This window comes from Clavibacter sp. AC415 (genome assembly GCF_979252985.1).
Map to the genome: position 1 here is coordinate 260,620 of NZ_CEEDAR010000018.1, position 22,819 is coordinate 283,438.

A 22,819-nucleotide genomic window follows, 5' to 3' on the forward strand; every position below is an offset into this window, starting at 1 on the left:
GCTCGTGCCGCGCGCGGTCGCCGTGTTCGCGACGGATCCGCGTCGAGGTCGGTCTGCTTGACCGTGTAGCGGGCGGTCGCCGTGACCGATCCCCCGATGGGCAGGGAGCCCGCGGTGCCCGGCCAGGTGCCGTACGTGATCGCGGAGAGTCCCGCGAGCGGGTCGGTGAGGGCCACGCCCGTGAGCGGCACGTTGCCGCTGTTCGTGATCCGGAAGGAGTAGTCGATGGTGGCGCCCACCGCGGCGCCGCCCGTGAGGACCGCGTCCTTCGTCACCGTCAGAGCGGGCCCGTGGTTCACGGCGACGGTGGCGGTGGAGGTCGCCGTCGGCGCGGCCGCGCCGGCGAGCGTGCGCCCGGTCGCGGTCGCCGTGTTCACGAGCGTCGTGCCGGCCTGCAGGTCGGCCTGCGTGACCGTGTACGCGGCGGCGGTGAAGACGGCGGACGCTCCGGGCGCGAGCGTGGCATTCGCCGGGGTGATGCCCGTCACGCGCGGATCCGTCACCGCGACCGACTGCAGCGAGACATTGCCGGTGTTGCGGGCCGTGAACGAGTAGGCGATGGTCTCGCCCACGTCGGCCTTGCCGTTGCCGTCCGCGTCGGCCAGGGTGCCGGTCTTCGCGAGGGAGAGCCCGGGCGCCGGGGTAGCGATCGCGACCCGGACGGAGTCGGCGTTGCTCGAGATCCGACCCCCGAGGAGCGGCTGCCCGGAAGCCACGGCTGTATTCACCAGAGAGCCCTGCATCGCCTCGGCCGGTGAGACGACATGGGTGCCGGTGCAGGTGATCGATCCCGCGAGCAGGAACGCGCTCGCCGTGCACGACGGCGAGGGCACGAGCGGATCCGTGAGCCGCACGTCGTTGATCACGCTGAGGAGCTGCGGCGCCGCGATGACGAATTGGTAGCGGACCGTGTCGCCCTCGGCGTACGCGGCCGGCTGCGGGAAGCCCGGGTTCACGGTCTTAGTGAGCTGAATGATGGTGGACGTCGGCGCGACCGAGGCCACGCGCACGTTGCGGATCAGGTGCGTGTCCGTCGAGGTCCCCGTGGATGCGGTGAACCCCACCTTCACCGACGACGGGGGCGCGGTCGTCAACGTGTACTGGAGCACCTGGGTCAGGGCGGAGTCCGCCAGCCCGGCGCTCGCACCGTGGTAGACGGTCACGACCGGCAGTGCCGCGGCCGAGACCGTGATGCGGACGGTGCGCCCCGCGGTCGCGGGCGGGGCGCCGGTGGAGGCCGTCGCGACGGTGGAGTGCAGGGTCCGGCCCCCCGCGAGTGTGCTGCCGGTCAGGTAGCAGTACCCCGAGGTCCCCTGCCCAGTGCCGCGCAGGACCACGGAGTTCGGCCGCACTCCTGGGGCGGCCTGCGCGCAGCCGGCGCCGCGCCCGTCGGTCGCGCTGGAGAAGCCTCCTGCTGCGTCGAGCCCCACAGCGAGGTAGGCGCCGGCGATGCCGTTCGTACCTGTCGTCTGCGCGTAGCCCAGCGATCCGGCACCGGCACCCGGCGCAGCGATCCGCTGCGCCCCGTCCGCGAGGAAGACAGCCATGCCCTCCCCGCCCGAGCCGGCGGACGAGTACTGGTATTGGTCGAACCGGATCTCGAGGCCGCCGTTCACCGGCAGGGCGGTGTTGTAGACCGCACCGCCGGTGCTGTTCGCCCGGTCGTCGGTGAGCTGAAGCGAACCGGGCGTGGTGGTCGCCGTCGGCGCACCGGCGCGCCCGGCGCACACCCCGAGCGGCGAGTTCCCGGCGGCAGGCGCGGCCGTGGCGCGTGTGAGGCAGGCGGCGCCGAGCGGCGTCCACGCGGGGTCCGGGACGCTCGCGTCCGCGAACGCCTCGGCGACGGCGAGGGGGGCAGCCGTCGCGGGGGACCCCGGTGCGACGGCGAGGAGCGCGGCTGCGAAGGAGGCGACTACGAGGGCCGAGAGACGGCGAAGCCCGGTACGGCGAAGTTCCTGCGTGTGAGGACCCGAGTGTCGGGAGGACGGGGACGCTGACCCCCGAGCGCCGCCGATGCGCACTCGTCCCATGGCGACCACCCCCGTGCTCCGGTGCGCCCCGGGCGGGGCGCCTCAGGCCCCCGGCCTGCCATCTGACGCTAATGTGCTGATCAGAGCTGGTACAGGGTCCCAGTAGCGATCTAGGTGAACCAGTAGCCCCCGTTCCGACGTCCCCGGGCCCCCACCCGGGGCACACGCCGCGGCATCGGCACCCGGATCCTGTGAGTTGAGCCGACATCGCTCAAGTCCTCGCCTCACGACTTGACGCTCGGGGGAGCGCGAGTAGAGTTGAGTCATCGCGGCTCAAGTAGCACGCCGCTGACGAAGCAGCACCGCGAGACAGACTCCGCGGCACACCCGCGTCACCCATGAAGCGACCCCGTGACCCGGGCGTCGCGGCAATAGAAGGAGAACACCCCATGGCTCGTGCAGTAGGAATCGACCTGGGTACCACCAACTCGGTGGTCTCGGTCCTGGAGGGCGGGGAGCCCACCGTCATCGCCAACGCCGAGGGCGCGCGCACCACGCCGTCCGTCGTCGCGTTCACCAAGGACGGCGAGGTGCTGGTCGGCGAGACCGCCAAGCGCCAGAACGTCACCAACGTCGACCGCACCATCTCGTCCGTCAAGCGCCACATGGGCACCGACTGGACCGTCGGCATCGACGACAAGAAGTACACGTCGCAGGAGCTGTCGGCCCGCATCCTCGGCAAGCTCAAGCGCGACGCCGAGCAGTACCTGGGCGACTCGGTGACCGACGCGGTCATCACCGTCCCCGCGTACTTCAACGACGCCGAGCGCCAGGCCACGAAGGAGGCCGGCGAGATCGCGGGCCTCAACGTCCTGCGCATCATCAACGAGCCCACCGCGGCCGCGCTCGCCTACGGCCTCGACCGGGGCAAGGAGGACGAGCTCATCCTCGTCTTCGACCTCGGCGGCGGCACGTTCGACGTCTCCCTCCTCGAGGTGGGCAAGGACGACGACTTCAGCACCATCCAGGTCCGCTCCACCGCGGGCGACAACCGCCTCGGCGGCGACGACTGGGACCAGCGCATCGTCGACCACCTCGTCAAGCGCTTCAAGGAGTCCACGGGCGTCGACGTCTCCAACGACAAGATCGCCAAGCAGCGCCTCAAGGAGGCCGCGGAGCAGGCGAAGAAGGAGCTCAGCTCCTCCACGAGCACGAGCATCCAGCTGCCCTACCTCTCCCTCACGGAGAACGGCCCTGCCAACCTCGACGAGACGCTGACCCGCGCCAAGTTCGAGGAGCTCACGAACGACCTGCTCGAGCGCACCCGCAAGCCCTTCGAGGACGTCATCCGCGAGGCCGGCGTCTCGGTCGGCGACGTGGCCCACGTGGTCCTCGTCGGCGGATCCACCCGCATGCCCGCCGTCGTCGAGCTCGTCAAGAAGCTCACGGGCGGCAAGGAGCCCAACAAGGGCGTCAACCCGGACGAGGTCGTCGCCGTCGGCGCCGCGCTCCAGGCCGGCGTGCTGAAGGGCGAGCGCAAGGACGTCCTGCTCATCGACGGCGTCACCCCCCTGAGCCTCGGCATCGAGACCAAGGGCGGCATCATGACCAAGCTCATCGAGCGCAACACGGCCGTCCCGACCAAGCGCAGCGAGACCTTCGCCGCGGCCGACGACAACCAGCCGTCCGTCGCGATCCAGGTCTTCCAGGGCGAGCGCGAGTTGACCCGCGACAACAAGAAGCCTCGGCACCTTCGAGCTCACGGGCATCGCCCCGGCGCCCCGCGGCATCCCGCAGGTGGAGGTCACCTTCGACATCGACGCCAACGGCATCGTGCACGTGTCCGCGAAGGACAAGGGCACCGGCAAGGAGCAGTCGATGACCATCACGGGCGGATCCTCGCTCGCGAAGGAGGACATCGAGCGCATGGTGCGCGAGGCCGAGGAGCACGCGGCGGAGGACAAGACGCGCCGCGAGCAGGCCGAGGTGCGCAACAACGCCGAGCAGCTCGCCTACTCGATCGACAAGCTGGTCAAGGAGAACGACGACAAGCTCCCCGAGGACGTCAAGTCCGAGGTCCAGGGCGGACGTCGACGGCCTGAAGAGCGCCCTCGCGGGCGACGACGAGGCCGCGGTGAAGACCGCGTTCGACAAGCTCTCCGCGAGCCAGACCAAGCTCGGCGAGGCCATCTACGCGCAGGGCCAGCAGGAGCAGGCCGCCGGTGAGGCGTTGCCGAGGGCGCGCCCGAGGCGAAGAAGGACGACGAGGACATCGTCGACGCCGAGGTCGTGGACGAGGACGACGAGGACAAGAAGACCGACCGATGACCGAGGACACCGCGAACGGCGAGGGGCGCACGCCCGAGGACGACGGGGCCGAGCACTCGGCCCCGGCCTCCCCGGCCGGGCCCGACCAGGCGGCGGACGCGGCGGCGGACGCGGCGGCCGACGCGGCCTCCGTCCCCGGCGAGGACGGCGCGTTCGTCGAGGCCGAGGGCCCCGACGTCGAGACGACCGACGCCATGGACGAGGAGCTCCAGGACCTCATCGAGCAGACCCGGAACGAGCCCGTCGAGGGCGACCAAGCGCCTCGCGGACCTGAAGCGCGTCACCGCGGAGTACGCCAACTACCGCAAGCGCACCGAGGCCAACCGCGAGATCGAGCGCCAGCGCGCGGTCGGCGACGTGGTCAAGGGCATCCTGCCGGTGCTCAACGACCTCGACCGGGCCGAGAAGCACGGCGACCTCGCGGAGGGCGGACCGCTCACCGCGATCGTCGCCAAGCTGCGGACGAACGTCGAGCGCATCGGGCTGGTCAAGGTCGGCGCCGTCGGCGACGCCTCGACCCCCAGGTGCACGAGGCGATCTTCCAGAAGCCGAACCCCGAGGTCCAGGTGGACACCGTGGCGGACGTCGTCGAGAGTGGCTACTACATCGGCGAGACGCTGCTGCGGGCCGCGAAGGTCGTCGTCGACAAGCCGGAGGATGACACCATCATCCGCAGCATCCACGAGGCTGCACCCACCCCGGTCCGGGCCCCCGCACGCGGGCGCCCGAGCCCGGGTCGTGCGGCCCCCGCCACGAGACGAACAAGAAGGGAGGCGTCTGATGGCCAGCCAGGACTGGTTCGACAAGGACTTCTACAAGGTCCTCGGAGTGTCCAAGGACGTCTCGGAGGCCGACCTGAAGAAGGCCTACCGCAAGCTCGCCCGGCGGTCCACCCGGACAGCAACCCGGATCCGTCGGCCGAGGCGCGCTTCAAGGAGATCAGCGAGGCGAACGCCGTGCTGTCCGACAAGGAGCAGCGCAAGGAGTACGACCAGGTCCGCGCGATGGGCTCGGGCGCGCGCTTCACGGCACCCGGTGCCGGCGGCGGGCAGGCCGGCGGCTTCGAGGACGTGTTCGGCGGCATGTTCGGCCAGCCGCCGTGGCCGCGGGCGGCGCGCCGGGTTCGGATCCGGCCAGCCGCAGTACGGGCAGGGCGGGTTCGAGGACATCCTCGGCGGCATGTTCGGCAACGGCGGCTTCGGCCAGTCGACCGGCGGCTACCGGGGCTACGGCGCGCCCACGAAGGGCCGCGACGTCACCGCGTCGACCACGATCGACTTCCTCACCGCGGTGCAGGGCGACGTCGTGCGCCTGCAGGACTCCGACGGCCGCCCCATCACGGTGCGCGTGCCGGCCGGGGTCACCGACGGGCAGAAGATCCACCTGGCCGGCAAGGGCGAGCCCTCCGGCGACGGCGGCGCGACCGGCGACATCATCCTCACCGTGCACGTGCGGCCCCACCCCGTGTTCGAGCGGGACGGGCTGAACCTCCGGGTGAACGTGCCCGTCACGTTCCCCGAGGCCGCGCTCGGCGCGACCATCGAGGTGCCCACGCTCGGCGGCGACCCGGTGCGGCTGAAGGTCGCGCCCCGGCACGTCCAGCGGCAAGGTGCTGCGCGTCAAGGGACGCGGCGTCACCACCCCGAAGGGCACGGGCGACCTGCTCGCGCGCATCGAGGTCGCGGTGCCGTCGCGCCTCACCGACGCCCAGCGGATCGCGCTCGACGCGTTCGCGGGCTCGGGACCCGCCGAGACCGCGCTCCGAGCTCATCGAGCGGGCCCGAGGCTGACGTGGACCCCCGCGACGCCATGGACGAGGACGCGCCCGTCTTCGTGATCTCCGTGGCGGCCGAGCTGTCGGGCATGCACCCGCAGACGCTCCGGCAGTACGACCGGCTCGGGCTCGTGTCGCCCGCCGCACGGCCGGGCGCTCCCGCCGCTACTCGATGCGCGACATCGTGCAGCTGCGGGAGGTCGCCCGGCTGGGCGCGGAGGGCGTGGCCTCGAGGGGATCGCGCGGATCCTGGAGCTCGAGAACCAGGTGACCGAGCTCCGCGGTCGCGTGCGGCAGCTCGAGTCGGGCGCTCGCCGACGAGCTGCTCTCCCGACCCGGCCGCCGGGTGTTCGCGGCCCGCGGGGACGGCGACGTCGTGTCGCTCCGCGCGGGCGTGCGCCCGTCCCGGCAGACCGAGGTCGTGCTCTACCGCGCGGCGCTCACCATGCCGGACGCGGAGCGCGCATCCGCGGAGCGCGGGACCCGCCGAGCGCAGTCCCGGCGGGCGCGACGCGCGGTGAGCGACGCCGCCGCAGATCCTGCTCCGGTCCCTCCTCCCTGCTCGCCGCCGCGTCCGCCGACGACCTCCTCGACCTCGGCGCGCTCCGCCGCCGCCGACGTGGAGGCGCGACAACCTCTTCGCGGTCGACGCCGCCGACCGCCTGCTCCTCGACGAGCTGCTGGCGCTCCTCGCGACGGCGGCGGACGCCGGGCATCCCGTCCGGCCGGACGAGCTCGTCGTCATCGGCGACCAGTACGGCGCGCTCGCGCTCGGCGCGGCCGCGGCGCTGCGGCGATCCGGTGCGACGGATCCGCTGCGCCTCCGCGTCCATCAGGACGCCCTCGAGCTGCAACCGCGCTCGACCTCAACGCGGAGCTCGTCGGCGAGACGGCCGCGATCGTCCACCACGGCCTCGACGTCGCCCTCGCCGCGGGCGCCCGCGTGGTCCTCGCGCGCCTGCCCGGAGCCTCGACGCCCTCGACGAGTGGGCGGGCCTCGTCGCGCGGGCCGCCGCCGACGACGTCACGGTGCTCGCCGGAGGGCGGGTCAGCACCCTTCACGCCCCCGCCATGACCGACGTGCTGCGCGGCCGGTTCGCCGACGTGCACGCGACGCTCGCGCGGCAGAAGTCGAGCGGGTCCTCGTCGCGCGCGGCCCCGTGCGCGACGACGACGGCGCCCCCTACCCGCGCGGCGCGTCGCATCCCGACCTCGGCCTCGAGTGCCCGCGCGCGCGGCGCCGCGTTCGCGGGCACCGGCATCGACATCGGCACGCGCTTCCTCCTGACCTTCCTCCCCGAGCTGCCCGAGGACGCCCGGTCCGCCGTCGACCTCGGCTGCGGCACGGGCGTCATCGCCTCGGCCGTGGCGCTCGCCCGGCCGGGGCTCCGCGTCGTCGCGACCGACCAGTCGTGGGCCGCCGTCGACTCCGCGCGCGCCACCGTCGCCGCCAACGGGCTCGCGGGGCGGGTCACCGTGGTGCGCGATGACGCGGGTGCGACCGTGCCGGACGGATCCGCGGACCTCGTGCTCCTCAGACCCGCCGTTCCCCACACGGGCGCCACCGTGCACGCGGGCCTCGCGCCGCGCCTGCTTCGCCGCCGGCGCGCTGCCGCCGGTGCTTCCCGTGCCCGGCGGCCAGCTGTCGGACCGTCTACAACAGCCCGCTCGGCTATCGGCCGCAGCTCGGGCGGATCGTCGGACCCACACCCGCGAGGCCGGGCGGAACGCGAAGTTCACGGTCGCCGTCTCGACGAAGCCGGATCCCCGGGCCTAGCCTCGGGATCGACCGCCGGCGACCCGCGCCCGGCGGCGGCGCAACGAGGAGCCGTCATGCCCACCTTCCGCACCCGCGTCCTGCAGGCCCGCGTCAACGCCACCGGGTTGCCCGTGCCCCCGGAGGCGCTGGAGGAGCTGGGCGCCGGGAAGCGTCCCGCCGTCGTGGTCACGGTCGCGGGGTACTCGTACCGCACGACGGTCGGCGCCATGGGCGGCCAGCAGCTCCTGCCGCTCAGCGCCGCGCACCGCGCCGCCTCGGGGATCGCCGCCGACGACGAGGTAGAGGTGACGATCGAGCTCGACGCGGCGCCGCGCGAGGCCGTCCTCCCCGAGGAGGTGACGGCCGCGTTCGCCGCGGAGCCCGCCCTCGCGGAGGCCTTCGGCGCCCTCTCCTCCAGCCGTCAGCGGGCCCTCGTGGACCCGATCGGCGAGGCGAGGACGAATGAGACCCGCGCGCGCCGCGTCGAGAAGGCGCTCGCGGCGCTGCGGGGCTGATCCGCCGGAGCCGACCCCGGCGCGGCGCGTCCGCCGTCGCCCGACCCCGGATGCCCGAGCACGACGCCGATCAGGCGAGCGGCGGATCGAGCACCAGCAGGTCGCCGATCTCGCACTCGAGCGCTCGGCACACCGCCACGAGGGTGGAGTAGCGGACCGCCCGCGCCCGGTCGTTCTTGAGGACCGAGAGGTTCACCTGGCTGACGCCCACGATCGCGCTGAGGCGGGTCAGCGTCATGCCGCGGGCCGCCAGCAGCTCGTCGAGGCGGCAGTGGACGCCGGTGGGCCCGTCGTCGTCCGCGGCCATCAGACGAGGCCGCGGGTGTCGCGCTGCAGGCGCTCGCCGTGCTCGACGACGAGGCCGACGATCATCAGGGCGAACCCGAGCGCGATGGTCGACAGGTCGACCTCGGCGACCACGGGCCAGAAGCCCTCGAGCCCCGCGGCGGGGTCGTTCAGCTCGCCGCCGACCAGCCAGGCCACGCCGGTGCGCATCCCGAGCGAGCACAGGGCGGCGATCATGACGGTGCCGCCCGCGAGCGTGACGACGAGGCTGAGACGGCGCGCGAGCGGATCCGGCCGCAGCAGCCGGCGGGCGAGGATCGCGACCGTGGCCGCCAGCGCGATGCCGACGGATGCGTCGAGGGCGATGCGCACGACGTGCATGACGACGATCCCGTCCGACAGGCCGCTGACGGCGACGTCGGCCGTCCGGTAGGCGCCCGAGCGGAGGTCGGCGGGGCCGGCGTCGGCCTCCGCCGGGAGCGACCCGCGCATCTCCAGCGACGTGTGCACGACGCCGGTCCGCACGGTCTGCACCGCGCTCGCGACGGCGGAGGCCGCCACGGCGAGGAGCACGAGGACGGCGATGACGAGGGCCGCCCGGAGGATGCCGCGGGTGGTGCGCACGGCGGCGCCCGTACCGGCGCCCGGGCTGGTGGGGGAGGAGGTGCTCATGGTCGCGTCCTATCGATCATCGTTGCAACGAATGTCGATATGGTCGCACGCGCTCCGGGTGCCTGTCGAGGGCGGGTCGGCTCCGGGGGCGGATCAGGCCGGGTGGCTGCGGAACCACTCCAGGAGCCAGCGGGCCCGGGAGGGCGCGTCCGGGCGGGCGGCGGCGGAGGCGGGGCGGTCGAGGAAGTCGTCGTACCCGTCGAGCCGTCGGACCGTCGAGTCGTCGACCGTGCGGAACCCCATCGACCAGGCGGGGAACCGCCGTGCCGCGATCCGCTCGTCGAGCAGCTGCCGCACGTCGGTGTGGCGCGGATCGGCCGCGATGGTCGCGAACACCGCCTCGACGGCGTCGTCCGGGCCCTCGAGCACCTGCATGAACCGGCCGTCGCGGTGCAGCAGGAGGCCGGTGAGGCCCGCGCGCTCGTTGTTCCGCACGCACTGGCCGAGCAGCTCGGCGAGGTCGTCGTCGGTCAGATGCCGCGTGGCGGTGCTCGTGTAGACGGTCGTGCGCATGGATCCCCCTCGTGCCGTGGACCCATCCTCCCCCGCGTCGCGGCGGCCGGCGGGGGACGGTCGGCGGGCGCACGCGTCATGGGGGCCGAGGCCTCGGGCTCCGGGGTCGCCGCCGGGCGGCCCCGTGCGGACAGAGCCCGGCTCGCTCGCGGGTACGTGGCGTGCCGGGCTCCTGCTGCTCCCACGTCCGTTCGGGTCGGATCGCGGAGGGATCTGAGAGCGGCCCCGCGGTGCGGGGGATGCGGCGGGGCGCTGCTCGGGTATCCATTCGCGCGACGGCATCGGGGGAACCCGTCGCGCTAGGAAGACTCTATGGGCCCGGTCCTCCATATGGGGGACATGTCGTGCACGAAGCGCGGGTGATCCGGGGGTGAGGGGAGGGTGATCGGCCCGGACTGGTGCGGATCCGGACCCCTCCGAGGGGTGCGAGCGCGCGGCGACGGGTGGGGGACGGATGCGACGCGGCGACGGTCAGCGGATAGTCGTCGGCGGAGCGAGGCCGCGGGCGGTGGTCGACGGTGCGGGCGCCGCGCCTCCTACGCTCGGACGCATGCCCGCCTCCCGCGCGTCCCGCCCGGCCCCGCCGCCTGGCGCGGATCGCGCGCCCCGCCCGGATCGCGTGCCCCGCCCCGATCCCGTGCCCCGTCCTGCGGGCGGCGACAGCCCGCGCGGCGACGTCTGGCGCGTGCGGGGAGGTCCGCCTCGACCGCGTGCACCGGGACGTCGCGGTGCGGATCGACGGCGGCGGCGTCGCGCTCGCCGACCCCGCGGATCAGGTCCAGGGGCGGCTGGACCTCAGCGTCTCCGACGGCGTCGTCGACCGGCACGTGCACCTGGGGCTCGTGCCGTACGCGGCGCTGGCCGGGTCGCCCGTGACGGCCGTGGTCGACCTCGGCGGGGATCCGGCCGAGACGGCCCGCATCGCCGCCCGTCCTCCCGACGGCGTGAGCGTCCGCTACGCGGGTCCGTTCCACACCGCCCTGGGCGGTTACCCCTCCGACCGCGCATGGGCGCCCCCCGGCAGCGTGCGGGAGGTGGCGCGGGCGGGTGACGCGGCGGCCGCGGTCGCGGAGGCGCGCGCGGGCGGCTCCGACGTGATCAAGGTCGTCCTGCACGACGGGGGCCCGCTCCTCGCCGACGACGTGCTCGCGGCCCTCGTGGACGCCGCGCACGCCGCCGGGCTGACCGCGGCCGTGCACGCGGAGGGCGCGGGGCAGGCGGGCCGGGCGATCCGCGCGGGCGCCGACGCGCTCGTGCACGTGCCGTGGACAGAGCGCCTGGACGACGCGACCCTGGCCGAGTCCGTCGCACGCGACGTGCTCTGGATCTCCACCCTCGCCATCCACGAGGGGCCGGACCTCGCGACGGCCCTCGACAACGCGCGCCGCTACGCGAGGGCCGGCGGGCGGATCGCGTACGGCACCGACCTCGGCAACGGCGACCTGCCGGTGGGGCTCTCCGCGCGCGAGGTGACGCTGCTCGGCGAGGTCGGCCTCCGCGGGGAGGCGCTGCTCTGCGCGGTGCTGGGGAGCGCGCCCGGCGGCATCCGCCATGCGCTGGCGAGCGCGGATCCGCTGCCGTCCGGAGCGGAGGCGACCGCGGAGGAGCTGGTCGCCTGGCTCCGCGGCGCGCACCGGCTGGGGCCGGCCGACCTCGTCGGCTGACCTCGCCGGCTGATCGGCGGGGCTCGCGGATCCTTCCCGGCGCCCGACTTGGCCGATCCGGTGAGGTTAGGCTAACCTCACCTATCGTGACCTTCCCCGCTCCGACCTCACCGATCCCGCGCGCCGGCGATCGGGACACGATGCTGGCGGCACCCGCGGCGGAGGACCCGCGCCCGGCGGATGCGGCGCACCCGCAGGCCGACGCCTCCGCCCTCGACGCCCGCGGCATCACGGTCGCGTACGGGGACACCGAGGTGGTGCACGGCGCCGACCTCGAGCTCCTGCCGGGCCGCGTCACCGTGCTCGTCGGTCCGAACGGCAGCGGGAAGTCGACGCTGCTGCGGACGATGGCGCGCCTGCAGTCCGCGCGATCCGGCTCCCTCACCCTGCGCGGCGGCGACGCGGACGGCAGCGGAGCCGCCCACGGCACGGCACCCGTGGACGGCGCCGATGCGCTCGACCTCTCCCTCCGCCGCTTCGCGCGCCGCGTCGCGCTCCTCACCCAGGGCCGTCCGACGCCCGGCGGTCTCAGCGTCCGCGACGTCGTCGAGTTCGGCCGGTACCCGCACCGGGGGCGCTTCGGCGGGGCGGATCCGCACGGCCGCGCCGCCGTCGACCGCGCCCTCGACCTCACGGGCCTCGTCGCCCTCGCCGCACGCGGCGTCGACCAGCTCTCCGGCGGCCAGCTCCAGCGGGTCTGGCTCGCGAGCTGCCTCGCCCAGGAGACCGGCGTGCTCCTGCTCGACGAGCCCACCACCTACCTCGACCTGCGCTACCAGGTCGAGCTCCTGGACCTCGTGCGCGACCTCGCCGACGACGGACGCATCGCCGTCGGCGTGGTGCTGCACGACCTCGATCAGGCCGCGGCGCTCGCGGACACCGTCGCGCTGCTGCACGACGGCCGGATCGTGAGGACCGGCACCCCCGCCGAGGCGCTCACCCCCGACCTCCTCACGGAGGTCTACGGCATCCCCGTCGAGGTCCACGCGGACCCGACGACGGGCAGCCTGCGCACCCGCGCGGTCGCCCGCCACCACCACAGGAACGAGAGGCTCCACCCGTGACCACGAGACGACGCACCCTGGCGATGACCGCCCTCGCCGCCGCGACAGCGCTCATGCTGACCGCGTGCGGCACCACCGAGGAGGCCTCGACGGGCGCCGGATCCACCCCGGGCGGCGAGTCCATCACCCTCACCGACGGCACCGGCGCGGAGGTCACGCTCGACGGGCCCGCCACGAAGGTCGTCGGCACCGAGTGGAACGTCGTCGAGAACCTCGTCTCGCTGGGCGTCGACCCGGTGGGGGTCGCGGACGTCGAGGGCTACAGCGCCTGGTCCTCCGCCGTACCGCTCGTGAACGAGCCGGCCGACATCGGCACGCGCGGCGAGCCGAGCGTCGAGACCATCGCGTCGCTCGCGCCCGACCTCATCGTGGCGACGACCGACCTCCCGGCGGACGCCATCGAGCAGCTGAAGGCCATCGCGCCCGTGCTGCAGGTCGTCTCCGCTGACGGCACGCAGCAGATCCAGCAGAGCGAGGACAACCTCGAGCTCATCGCGCAGGCGACGGGCACGGAGGAGGAGGCGACGAAGGTGATCGACGCGTACGACGCCGCCGTCTCGGACGCGAAGGCGCAGCTCGACGCGGCCGGCCTCGCCGGGTCGCGGTTCCTGTTCGCGGACGCCTACGTCGACGCCGGCGCGGTCTCCATCCGCCCGTTCGGCACCGGCTCGCTCATCGGCGACGTGACCACCGAGCTCGGCCTCGAGAACGCCTGGACGGGCGAGGTCGACCCCGCCTACGGCCTCGGCACCACCGACGTCGAGGGCCTCACCACGGTCGGCGACGTGCAGTTCCTCTACAACTCCAACGCCACGCAGGGCGACGACCCCTTCGCGCAGACGCTCGCGGGCAACGCCGTCTGGCAGTCCCTCGCGTTCGTGCAGGCCGGCGACGTGCACCGCATGCCTGACGGCATCTGGGCCTTCGGCGGCCCCGCGTCCATGACGGCGTACGCCGAGGCCGTCACCGACCTGCTGGTCGGCTGATCCGCGCCGCCCGGCCCCTCCCATGACCGCTCCCGCCCGCACCGCGCCCCCGGCGGCCGACGCGCCTCCCGCGTCGGCCGCCGGACCGGCGACGATCACCGGGCCCGTCCCGTCGCCCGCCGCCGCTGCGCGCGCCGACGGGGCCGGCCGGTTCCCGGTGCGGGCGGTCGCGGTCGTCGCCCTCCTCGCCCTCGTCGTGGCGGTGCTCGCGGTGATCGACATCACCCAGGGCACCGCCGCGGTCGGCCCGCGCGAGGTGTGGGACGCCGTGCTCGGGCGCGCGACGCCGGGCGACGCCTCGGTCGTGGTCGCCTCGCGGCTGCCGCGCATGGCGGCCGGGATCCTCGTGGGCCTCGCCCTCGGAGCGGCCGGCGCCGCGCTCCAGACGGTGAGCCGCAACGTGCTCGCGTCGCCCGACACCCTCGCCGTGAACGCGGGCGCCTACGCGGCCCTCGCGGTGGCGGCCGTCACCGGGCTGACGCTCCCGGTCCTCGCGGGCGCGGGCGTCGCGTTCCTCGGCGGGCTCCTCGCGGCCGCGGTCGTGCTCGCCGTCTCGGGCCTCGGCTCCGGCACCGTCCGCCTCGTCCTCGCGGGCAGCGCGCTCGCGCTCGGCCTCGGATCCGTCACCTCGGCGCTGCTCCTCCTCTTCCCGCAGGAGACTTCCGGCCTGTACCGCTGGGGCCAGGGCGGCATCGGCCAGAACGGGTTCGACGCGGTCGCGCAGATGGCGCCCGTGGTGCTGGTCGCGCTCGGGATCCTGCTCCTCCTCAGCCGCCGCCTCGACGCGCTCGGGCTCGGCGACGACGCCGCCCGCAGCCTCGGCGTCGACGTGCGCACCACCCGCGTCATCGCCGTGCTCGCCTCGGTCCTCCTCGCCGCCGCGGCCGTGACGGTCGCCGGCCCCATCGGCTTCGTCGGCCTGTGCGCGCCCGCGTTCGTGCGTCCGCTCCGTCGGCTGGTGCCCGGGGTCCGCCGCGCGTGGGTCTTCGTGCCCCTCGCGGGCCTCATGGGCGCGGCCGTCGTGCTCCTCGCGGACGTGCTCGTGCGCGCGGTGCTCGGCGCCGAGGCGTCCGTCGCGGTGCCGACGGGACTCGTCACCTCGCTCCTCGGCGCGGGCGTGCTCGTGGTGCTCGCCGTGCGCGCCCGCGACAGCGCGACGCCCGCGCCCACCGAGCGCCACGGCGTGATCACCCGCCGGCGCGCCGCCCTCGTCGTCGCCGCGCTCGCGGTGACGCTCGTCGGCCTCCTGGTCACGTCGGTGCTCCTCGGCGACGCGAAGCTCCTCCTGGGCGACCTCGTGAACGGGATCCGCGGCACCACCGGCCCGGTCGTCGGCTACGTGCTCGAGACCCGCGTGCCGCGCGTGGTCGCGGCCGTGCTGGCGGGCGCCGCGCTCGCCCTGGCCGGCGTGCTCGTGCAGGCCGTGACCCGGAACCCTCTGGCGGATCCCGCGATCCTCGGCGTCTCCGGCGGCGCGGGCCTCGGCGCGGTGCTGTTCGTCACGACCGCGCCGCTCGCGTCCGGCTGGGGCATCGCGGGCGCGGCGGGCCTCGGCGCGCTCGCGGCGGCGGTCGTCGTGTTCGGGCTGGCGGCGCGCGGCGGGTTCCCGCAGAACCGCCTCGTGCTCATCGGCGTCGGCGTCTCGGCGGGCACGGCCGCGGCGATCAGCATGATCATCGTGCTCACCGACCCCTTCAACGGCGCGAAGGCGCTCACCTGGCTCAGCGGGTCCACCTACGGCCGCGGCCTCGACGACGCCCTGCCGGTGCTCGTCGCGCTGGTGCTCGCGGCGCTCGTCGCGGCCCCGCGGCACCGGATGCTCGACCTGGTCGCCCTCGACGACGACACCCCGCGCCTCCTCGGCGTCGGGCTCGGCCGCTCGCGCCTCCTGGCCCTCTCGGTCGCGGTCGTGCTGACGGCCACGGCCGTGGCGGCGGTGGGCGTGATCGGCTTCGTCGGCCTGGTCGCGCCGCACGCGGCCCGCGCGCTCGTCGGCTCGCGTCACGCGCGCGTGCTGCCCGTCGCGATCCTGCTGGGCGCCGCCCTCGTGACGCTCGCCGACATGCTCGGCCGCACCCTCATCGCCCCCGGCCAGCTGGGCGCGGGCCTCGTGACCGCCCTCGTCGGCACGCCGTACTTCGTGTGGCTGCTGTGGCGCGGGCGGGCGGCGCGGACCCGCTAGGCGCATCGGTCCGGGCCGGGCCGGGCCGGTCCGCGACCGGCGGTGGGGAGCCCGGTACGGTCGGGGCATGACCCACGCGCTCCCCGGGATCCCGCCCCTGCACTGGACCGGATCCGAGGGCGTCGCCCACGTCGACGGCGGCACCCTGACGCTCGAGGCCGCGGCCGGCGTCGACTGGACGAACGACGCGGCCGGCGGACCGCAGCAGCACGCCGCCACCGCGCTCGCGTTCGCCGCGCCCGACGGCGACTTCGTGCTCTCGGCCCGCGTGCGCGTCGGGGGCGAGCGGACCACGTTCGACGCCGGCGCCCTCGCGCTCTGGGGCGACGAGGAGCACTGGGCGAAGCTCTGCGACGAGCAGTCGCCGCAGGGCGACGCCATGGTGGTGAGCGTCGTGACGGACGGATGGTCCGACGACGCGAACGGCCCCCTCCTCCGGGCGTCGGCGATCCACCTCCGCATCGCCCGCGTCGGCCCGGCGATCGCCTTCCACTCGTCGCCCGACGGCACCCGCTGGGACTTCGTGCGGACCTTCCGCCTGCCCGTCTCACCCGCGCCCCTGTCGATCGGGTTCCTGGCGCAGGCCCCGATGGGCGACGGCTGCGTCGCCGTGTTCGACGGGATCGCCTACGAGGAGCGCACGCTCGCCGACCTCCGCGACGGCAGCTGAGCGCGGCTGCCGGCGGCTGACGGCCGGATACCGTGAGGGCATGACCCGCCGCATGTCCGACTTCGCCTTCCGCCGATCCCAGGAGGACGCGGCGGAGACCGCTCCGCACATGGCGCCCGTGAACGCCTTCGTCGCCGCGATCCGGGAGCCGGACCATGCCGGCTTCGTGCCGCGCGTCGCCCCGCACCACGGCGGCACGGACGCGCGGGTACTCAGCGTGCTCCGCGACCCGGGCCCCAAGACGCAGGAGGACGTCGGATCCGGCTTCCTCAGCATCGAGAACGACGACCCGACCGCCGAGCGCCAGGCCGCGCTGTTCGCCGAGCACGGGATCCGCGACCGCGACGTGCTGCCGTGGAACGCGTACCCCTGGTTCATCGACAGGGCGCCCGGTGCCGTCGAGGGGCGGCTGGGCGCGCGCGTGCTCGTGGAGCTGGTGGCGCTCCTGCCCGACCTCGAGGTCGTGCTCCTGCAGGGTCGGGACGCCGAGCGCATCTGGCGTTACGCGGTCGAGCTCGACCCCGACCTCGCCGACGGGGTCCGGTACGCGGTGCTCTCGACCATCCACCCGAGCCGGTCCTCGCTCTTCCACCCGGATCCCGCGGTGCGGGAGGCCCGGACGGCGGACCAGGTCGCGACCTACCGGCGGGTGGGCGCGCTGCTCGCGGGACGGGGCACGTCGTGACGGGCTCGCGGACCCGCTCTCGGACGATCCTGCGCGTGCTCGCCGGGGCGTCCGCGGTGCTCGCGATCGTCCAGGCAGTGGTGGGGGTCCTCGCATTGGAGGTGGCCGAGGGCGGTGCCGAGCTCGCCGGGATGGGCGTCGCCCTCTTGGTGTCGGCGGGGATCTCCGCGGCCGTCGCGGTGCTCTGCGTCGTCGGCCTGCGCCGGTCGCGCTAGGGCGGAGCGGGGATCAGCGCTCGAAGAAGTCGCTGAGGCCCGGGATCTGGAAGCCCTCGCCGAAGTTGGACTCCTGGTCGCCGAGGCCGGTGAGGTAGTCGCCGCCGCTCTGCGCGATGCCGTCGACGCCCTCGGTCAGGCCGCCGAGGTCGCCGACGCCCTCGAGTCCCTCGAGGCCGAAGCCCTCGGTGAGCCCCGCGAAGTCGACGCCGTCGGCCATCGCGCCGGACAGGAGCGGGCCGGCCACGGAGCTGATCACGGCACCGGAGGCGACGGCCAGCGCGACGCCGCCGAGCGCGGCGACGCCGGCACCCGCGGCGGCACCTGCGGCGAACGTGCCGGCCCGGCCGCCGCGACCCGACGACCCGTGACCGCCGAGCACCTTCTGCATGAGGCCGGGGCGGCTGGTCTGGCCGCGGGTGGCCGCGAGGGCGAGGTCGTCGACGCTGCCGCTGCGCGGCCGCTCGTGCGCGGGCAGCTCCTCGGTGAGGCGCGCCTGGACGAGCTCGCGCTGCGCCGGAGTGAGGCGCGCGAACGCCTCACGGTGCACCTGCTCGAGCTGCTCCGGGGAGGCGGTGCGCAGGAGGTAGTCGTACTTGCCGAGGGCGACGCGGTCGGCCTCGGAGGCGGGCTGCGCCGCGCCCTGTCCGCGGCGGCCGGCGGCGGATGCGTCGTTCCACGGCTGCCCGTGGCCGGACCGCCCGTGGTCGGACTGCCCGTAGTCGGGCTGGCCGTACTCGATCCGGCCGTCCCCGGGCTGCGACGTCGGACGTGCGCCGTACGACGGGTCCCGGCCGTGCGCGGTCCCGGTGCCCTGGTCGCGGCGGTCCGGCTCGTCGCCCGTGAGCTTCCCGGCGGCCGAGCGGACGACGCTGCGCCAGTCGGTGCCGGAGCCGGATCCCGCGCCATTCCCGGAGCCGGAGCCGGAGCCGGATCCCTGGCCCCGGTCCGGGCCGGAGGAGGACGAGGAGGAGGAGTCGCGGAGCGCTCGTGCGGCGGCGCCGAGCAGGCGGCTGATGTTCGACATGAGAACCATCCTCGCGGGCCGTCCTGTGGAGGACCCCGGAGCGGTCGGGGAGAGCCTGGGGAAGCGCGGCCCCGCGGGAGGGCTCGACCGCCGCCGTGAGGGTCGACCGCCGCCGGGGACGCCGATCCGACGGCCGCCGACCCACCGGCCTTCAGCGGAGCACGCGCTCGGCAGCGCCGAGCACCAGGTCGAGAAGGGCGACGAGGTCGGCGACGGCGTCCTCCGGCGGCTCGTCGGGGAGGCTGCCGCGTCGCGGCGCGGATCCGGCGTCGAGGGACGCGACGAGGTCGGCCGCGAGCTTCCAGCGGAGGGCGAGGGCGGCGTCGAGCCCGCGCCGCACGACCTCCGTCGGCACGTGCCCGCCGGCCGAGCGGATCCCCGCCGCGTGCCGCTCGACGGTCTCGTCGAGCACCGTCGCGACATCGGCCGCGGTCGCGTCGCCCCGCCGGACCGACGAGCACAGCAGCGACGCGAGGTCCGCGCCCACCGGCCCCGGGCCGACGGACTCCCAGTCGATGAGCACGATCCCGCCCGCGTCGCGGAACACGTTCGCGCCCGTCGCGTCGTGGTGGCAGAGGGTCGACGGCAGGCTCTCCAGGGTGGCGCGCACGAGGTCCTGCGCCGCGAGGAGCTGCGCCGCCGCGGGGATGCGCGCGCCGAGGAGCGCGGCCGCCCGCGGCCCGGCGCCGGCGAGGGTCCGCGCGCCCGCGTCCGCCGCCTCGGGCTGCGCGTGCCGGTCGATCCAGTCCGCGAGGAGCCACGGTTCCTCCGGTGGCCGTCCGACCCACGTCCCGGCGAGGGCGCCCAGGGACTCCGCGGCGGCGAGCAGGTCGGCGGGGTCGAGGGGCCGCCGCCCCGCGTGCCGCACCTCCTCGATCCAGAGGGTCGTGCCGCCGCCCGTGTCGTGCAGGGTGCCGTGCGCGCGCGGCGCCCGGATCCCGGCGGGCAGCCCGTCGAGCAGGCCCGATCGGTAGGCGGCGAGCTCCCGCGCGGCGTTCCGCAGGAGGTACGGCACGGCGAGGGCGGGGCCCTCCGTGCGCTTCTCTACGAGCGCCCACGGAACGGGAGCGGTGCCGTCCGCGGGGTGCGCCACCCCGTGGATCCGCGTCACCGCACGGTGCGCGAGGAACGCGTCGTACTCGAGCGGGTCCCGGCCCACGTCGTGGAGCGCGGCGACGGGACGACCCGGGAGGTCGCCGACCGCCGCCCGGAGCCCGGCGTCCCGCTCGTCGTCCATCCTCCGACGCTAGCGACGCGGAACCTCGTGCGGCGCCGGTGGGGGCGCCAGGATGGTGCGGACTGCAGCGGACAGGAGGGAGCGGGCGCATGCGGCATCGGAGAATGTCGGCCACGGCCACGACCCCGGCCACGACCCCGGCCTCGGCGCGGGCGCGGCGGGTGGCGCGGGCCGGGGGCACGGCGGTCGCCGCGGCGGCCCTGGTCCTCGTGCTCGCGGCCTGCGTGCCGTCCGACGCGCGCATCCTCACGCTCGACGCGACGGAGATCCAGGACCCGCCGTGCGCCGCCGTCCGCGACATCCCCGCCGACGAGCTCGACGACGCCGACCGGGAGCCGTGCGTGCCGATCGGCTCGACGATCGTGTTCCCCGCCGGGGAGCGCCTCGAGATCGGGGACGGCGGAGGCGGCGGCACGTCCGACGTCGACCCGGCGGCGTGGATCGCGTACTCCACCGTGGGCGACTACGGCGTCATCGCGGGGCGCTACGGACCCGGGTGCACCGACCTGCAGGTCTGGGGCCCGGCGGAGGCGCTCGAGGTGGTGCGCGCGGCCTTCGGGCAGTGGTGGCCGTGCGACCCCTGAGCCTGATCCGCGTCCGCGGCGGACGCGTCAGCTCTCCGGGTCGTCCCCGAAGGCGCGCAGCTCCTGCGGGCAGCGGCACGCGGCCGCGATGCGCGCCGCCCACTCGAGCGCGGCCTGGCGGGTCGGGAGGTCGAGGATCGCGTAGCCGCCCTCCAGCCGGCTCGTCTGCGGGTAGGCGCCCGGCGTCACGATCCCGTCGGCCGCGACCCGCACGGGTGGGATCCCCTCGTCGATGCCGCCGCCGAAGACCCAGACGCCCGCCGCCTTCGCCTCCCGCACCACGGCATGCGACTCGTCCACCACGGTCTGCCACTCGCCCTCGGGCACGACCATCTCGCCGCTCGGGAACGAGATCAGGTACTTCGTCATCTCCGGCCTCCTCGCCGTCCTCGCGCCGCCTCCGCCGCGCGACCCCATCCTGGCCCCGGACCGCAGGGCCACGGGGACGAGGGGACGGCCGACCGGGCGCCTCCCACCAGGTCCCCCGCCCGACCCCCGCCCGCTCCGCCGCCCGCTGTGGAGGGGTCGCGAGGTAAGGGCACCCTCACCTGCACGATGTCCCGATGACCCCGATCCCCTCCATCGCACCCCTGCCCGCCCGCCTCCCGGAGCGCGCGGGCCCGGATCCGCGGACCCTCACCCGGCTCCGGGCCGCCGCCGCGCTCCGCATCGCCTTCGGCCTCGTCTGGGCCGTCGATGCGGCCCTCAAGTGGATGCCGGGGTTCATCGAGGGGCAGACGCTGCCCGACGAGCTCGGCAGGGCCGCGGACGTCGACACGCCCGTGGTCCACGACTGGCTGCTGCTGTGGAACCGCGTGGGCCTGTCGGACCCGTCGCTCTTCGCGCACGTCATCGCGATCGTCGAGACCGCGGTCGCGGTGCTCCTGGTCCTCGGGCTCCTGTCCCGCACGGCGCTCCTCGCCAGCGCGGTGCTGAGCCTCGGCATCTGGACCGGAGCGGAGGGCATGCACCTGCCGTGGTTCCGCGACGGGCAGACCGACCTCGGGCCCTCCGTCGGCTACGTCGTCGCGTCCCTGGGTCTGTGCCTGTCGTCGGCGGGTGCCGTGTGGAGCGTCGACGCCCTCCTCGCACGGCGGCGGGGCGGCGCCCCGGGCCGGGTCGGGAGCGGGCGCGCCTGACCGCCGTCAGCGGGTCGCGGGATCCAGCTCCATCCGCATGAAGACGCTCGCGCGCGCGTACGGGACGTGGCCGGCCTCCTCCGGCGCGACGTGGCGGAAGCCGACGGCCTCGTAGAGGTGCACGGCGGCCGGCAGGTCGACGCTGCTCGCGAGCACGAGGGCGGCGGCGCCGCGGCGACGGGCCTCGGCGACGGCCGCGTGGAGGAGGCGCCGCCCGGTGCCGCGGCCGCGCACGGTCTCGTCGACCGCCATCTTCGCGAGCTCCCACACGCCGTCGCCCTCGGGGATCAGCGCGACGCAGCCGAGGATCCGGTCGCCCGCGCGGGCCAGGAGCACCTCGCCACCGTGGTCGACGATCTGTCCGCGCGGGTCGGCGAGCACGCGCTCGTCCTCGGGCTCGATCACGAAGTGCGTGGTGATCCACGCCTCGTTGAGCGCGCGGAAGGCCGCGGCGTCGGCCGCGTCGCGCATCGGGCCGATGTCGAGGGCGGGGGCGGCGGGGATCTCGCGGGCGGGCTCCTCGGCGGACGGGGTGCGGGTCTCGCTGCTCGTGCTCATGCCCCCAGCCTCGTCGCTCCGCACCGTCGCCGTCCAATGTGGAAGGCGCGTGATCGATAGCTTTTGTGCATGGATCTCGACCTCCGCCTCGTGCGCGCCTTTCTCGCCGTCGCCGACGAGCTGCACTTCGGGCGGGCGGCGGAGGAGCTCGGCATCGCCCAGCCGGTGCTGTCCCAGCAGGTGCAGCGCCTAGAGCGGCGGCTCGGGGTCGCGCTGCTGACCCGCACCTCGCGGAGCGTCGCGCTGACGCCGGCGGGCGCCGCCCTGCGCGACCGCGGCCGGGCGCTCCTCCGCCAGGCCGACGCGGGGATCGACGAGGTCGCGCGCATCGCCCGCGGCGAGGTGGGCCGGCTGGAGATCGGCATGGTGCACTCGACCGTCGCGATCGGCGCGGAGGACCTCGGGCCGGTGGAGAGCATCCGCCGCTTCCGCGCCCGGCACCCGGACGTCGAGGTGCGCGTGCGCGAGGGCTTCACCGTCGACCTGATGGACGCCCTCCGCCGCGGCGAGCTCGACGTCGCGGTGGTGCGCGACCCGGATCCGACCCCGGGGGTGGACCTGCGGGAGCTCGTGACGGAGCCGTTCGTCGCGGTCGTGCCGGCCGCGCATCCGCTCGCGGACGCCGACGAGGTGGACGCGGCGCTCCTCGCCGACGAGCCGTTCGTCTTCCCGCCGCGGCGCGCCAGCGAGGACGCCTACCGCCGGAACCTCGCGCCCCTGACCGAGCGCGGGCGGGTGGTCCGCGTGGTGCAGGAGGGCTCGACGTGGACGATGATCGTGCACCTCGTGGGCGCCGGCCTCGGGGTCACGATCGCACCGCGGAGCGCGGCCGTGGGGGCGCCCGCCACCGTCCGGGTGCTCCCGCTCACCGGATCCCGGGCCGTCTCCACCGTGCACCTCGCGACCCACGCCGGCGGCAGCCGGGCCGTCGTCGACGCGTTCCTCGCGGCCCGGCTCGGCTGACCGCGGAGCCCGACCGGGTCGCGCCGACG

At 75.3% G+C, this 22,819-nt stretch carries 18 protein-coding genes and 6 pseudogenes; 16 read left to right on the forward strand and 8 right to left on the reverse strand.

The features are described from left to right. Positions 1-47 precede the first annotated feature (47 nt). Positions 48-2,030, reverse strand: a pseudogene (locus tag ACZ411_RS12325) (DUF7507 domain-containing protein); the annotation flags it as partial. 389 nt (positions 2,031-2,419) lie between these two features. Between ACZ411_RS12325 and dnaK the strand changes: the two are divergent. From dnaK to ACZ411_RS12355, 6 genes and pseudogenes are all read left to right on the forward strand, one after another. Further along, a pseudogene (dnaK, locus tag ACZ411_RS12330) lies at positions 2,420-4,298 on the forward strand (molecular chaperone DnaK). A gap of 270 nt (positions 4,299-4,568) precedes the next feature. After that, positions 4,569-4,655, forward strand: a pseudogene (locus ACZ411_RS12335) (nucleotide exchange factor GrpE); the annotation flags it as partial. Positions 4,656-4,819: 164 nt separating this feature from the next. After that, a pseudogene (locus ACZ411_RS12340) lies at positions 4,820-4,936 on the forward strand (nucleotide exchange factor GrpE); the annotation flags it as partial. A 142-nt stretch (positions 4,937-5,078) separates the two neighbouring features. After that, a pseudogene (locus ACZ411_RS12345) lies at positions 5,079-6,088 on the forward strand (DnaJ C-terminal domain-containing protein). A gap of 19 nt (positions 6,089-6,107) precedes the next feature. Beyond that, a pseudogene (locus ACZ411_RS12350) lies at positions 6,108-6,505 on the forward strand (heat shock protein transcriptional repressor HspR); the annotation flags it as partial. 368 nt (positions 6,506-6,873) lie between these two features. After that, positions 6,874-8,346 (forward strand): methyltransferase, encoded by a 1,473-nt coding sequence (locus tag ACZ411_RS12355; RefSeq protein ID WP_464170966.1) that lies wholly within the window; start codon positions 6,874-6,876, stop codon positions 8,344-8,346. A gap of 70 nt (positions 8,347-8,416) precedes the next feature. On the opposite strand, the gene ACZ411_RS12360 is transcribed toward ACZ411_RS12355, so the two are convergent. From ACZ411_RS12360 to ACZ411_RS12370, 3 genes are all read right to left on the reverse strand, one after another. Beyond that, positions 8,417-8,653, reverse strand: a complete 237-nt coding sequence (locus tag ACZ411_RS12360) for a helix-turn-helix domain-containing protein (protein WP_172407140.1) — start codon at positions 8,651-8,653, stop codon at positions 8,417-8,419. Next, positions 8,653-9,303: a hypothetical protein gene (locus ACZ411_RS12365; protein WP_464170969.1), complete on the reverse strand. Its 651-nt coding sequence runs from the start codon at positions 9,301-9,303 to the stop codon at positions 8,653-8,655. The genes ACZ411_RS12360 and ACZ411_RS12365 overlap by 1 nt, the downstream gene beginning before the upstream one ends. Positions 9,304-9,396: 93 nt before the next feature. Next, a complete protein-coding gene (locus tag ACZ411_RS12370) occupies positions 9,397-9,816 on the reverse strand; it encodes a BLUF domain-containing protein (protein WP_464170971.1) in 420 nt (139 codons plus the stop codon). A 710-nt stretch (positions 9,817-10,526) separates the two neighbouring features. On the opposite strand from ACZ411_RS12370, the gene ACZ411_RS12375 reads away from it, so the two are divergent. The 7 genes from ACZ411_RS12375 to ACZ411_RS12405 all read left to right on the forward strand — a co-directional run bounded on the left by ACZ411_RS12375 (position 10,527) and on the right by ACZ411_RS12405 (position 17,282). Then, positions 10,527-11,480, forward strand: a complete 954-nt coding sequence (locus tag ACZ411_RS12375) for an amidohydrolase family protein (RefSeq protein ID WP_464170973.1) — start codon at positions 10,527-10,529, stop codon at positions 11,478-11,480. Positions 11,481-11,620: 140 nt separating this feature from the next. Continuing rightward, complete coding sequence (locus ACZ411_RS12380; protein WP_464170975.1) at positions 11,621-12,544, forward strand: ABC transporter ATP-binding protein; 924 nt, start codon at positions 11,621-11,623, stop codon at positions 12,542-12,544. Beyond that, positions 12,541-13,530 (forward strand): iron-siderophore ABC transporter substrate-binding protein, encoded by a 990-nt coding sequence (locus ACZ411_RS12385; protein WP_464170977.1) that lies wholly within the window; start codon positions 12,541-12,543, stop codon positions 13,528-13,530. Before ACZ411_RS12380 ends, ACZ411_RS12385 begins: the two co-directional genes overlap by 4 nt. A 22-nt stretch (positions 13,531-13,552) precedes the next feature. Continuing rightward, positions 13,553-15,712, forward strand: a complete 2,160-nt coding sequence (locus tag ACZ411_RS12390; RefSeq protein WP_464170979.1) for an iron ABC transporter permease — start codon at positions 13,553-13,555, stop codon at positions 15,710-15,712. Between the two features lie 67 nt (positions 15,713-15,779). After that, a complete protein-coding gene (locus ACZ411_RS12395; RefSeq protein ID WP_464170981.1) occupies positions 15,780-16,382 on the forward strand; it encodes a DUF1349 domain-containing protein in 603 nt (200 codons plus the stop codon). Between the two features lie 40 nt (positions 16,383-16,422). Continuing rightward, positions 16,423-17,067 (forward strand): uracil-DNA glycosylase, encoded by a 645-nt coding sequence (locus tag ACZ411_RS12400; protein ID WP_464170983.1) that lies wholly within the window; start codon positions 16,423-16,425, stop codon positions 17,065-17,067. 35 nt (positions 17,068-17,102) lie between these two features. Next, positions 17,103-17,282 carry a hypothetical protein gene (locus tag ACZ411_RS12405; protein ID WP_104291276.1) on the forward strand — a complete coding sequence of 60 codons (180 nt, stop codon included), beginning with the start codon at positions 17,103-17,105 and terminating at the stop codon, positions 17,280-17,282. Between the two features lie 13 nt (positions 17,283-17,295). On the opposite strand, the gene ACZ411_RS12410 is transcribed toward ACZ411_RS12405, so the two are convergent. Both ACZ411_RS12410 and ACZ411_RS12415 read right to left on the reverse strand, forming a co-directional pair. Next, positions 17,296-18,309: a hypothetical protein gene (locus ACZ411_RS12410; protein ID WP_464170986.1), complete on the reverse strand. Its 1,014-nt coding sequence runs from the start codon at positions 18,307-18,309 to the stop codon at positions 17,296-17,298. Positions 18,310-18,460: 151 nt separating this feature from the next. Beyond that, the gene (locus ACZ411_RS12415; RefSeq protein ID WP_464170988.1) at positions 18,461-19,546 is read right to left on the reverse strand and encodes a phosphotransferase; all 1,086 of its coding nucleotides are present in this window, start codon (positions 19,544-19,546) and stop codon (positions 18,461-18,463) included. Between the two features lie 104 nt (positions 19,547-19,650). Between ACZ411_RS12415 and ACZ411_RS12420 the strand changes: the two genes are divergently transcribed. Beyond that, entirely contained in the window at positions 19,651-20,130 is a 480-nt protein-coding gene (locus ACZ411_RS12420; RefSeq protein ID WP_464170990.1) for a hypothetical protein, read from the forward strand. A 27-nt stretch (positions 20,131-20,157) separates the two neighbouring features. Here the strand turns inward: ACZ411_RS12420 and ACZ411_RS12425 are convergent, their stop codons facing one another. Further along, a complete protein-coding gene (locus ACZ411_RS12425) occupies positions 20,158-20,499 on the reverse strand; it encodes a YciI family protein (RefSeq protein WP_464170992.1) in 342 nt (113 codons plus the stop codon). Positions 20,500-20,693: 194 nt separating this feature from the next. On the opposite strand from ACZ411_RS12425, the gene ACZ411_RS12430 reads away from it, so the two are divergent. Next, a complete protein-coding gene (locus tag ACZ411_RS12430) occupies positions 20,694-21,269 on the forward strand; it encodes a DoxX family membrane protein (protein ID WP_464170994.1) in 576 nt (191 codons plus the stop codon). A gap of 6 nt (positions 21,270-21,275) precedes the next feature. Here ACZ411_RS12430 and ACZ411_RS12435 read toward each other — a convergent pair whose 3' ends face one another. Further along, the gene (locus ACZ411_RS12435; RefSeq protein ID WP_464170996.1) at positions 21,276-21,827 is read right to left on the reverse strand and encodes a GNAT family N-acetyltransferase; all 552 of its coding nucleotides are present in this window, start codon (positions 21,825-21,827) and stop codon (positions 21,276-21,278) included. 69 nt (positions 21,828-21,896) lie between these two features. Between ACZ411_RS12435 and ACZ411_RS12440 the strand changes: the two genes are divergently transcribed. After that, the gene (locus ACZ411_RS12440) at positions 21,897-22,790 is read left to right on the forward strand and encodes a LysR family transcriptional regulator (RefSeq protein WP_464170998.1); all 894 of its coding nucleotides are present in this window, start codon (positions 21,897-21,899) and stop codon (positions 22,788-22,790) included. Positions 22,791-22,819: the final 29 nt, after the last annotated feature.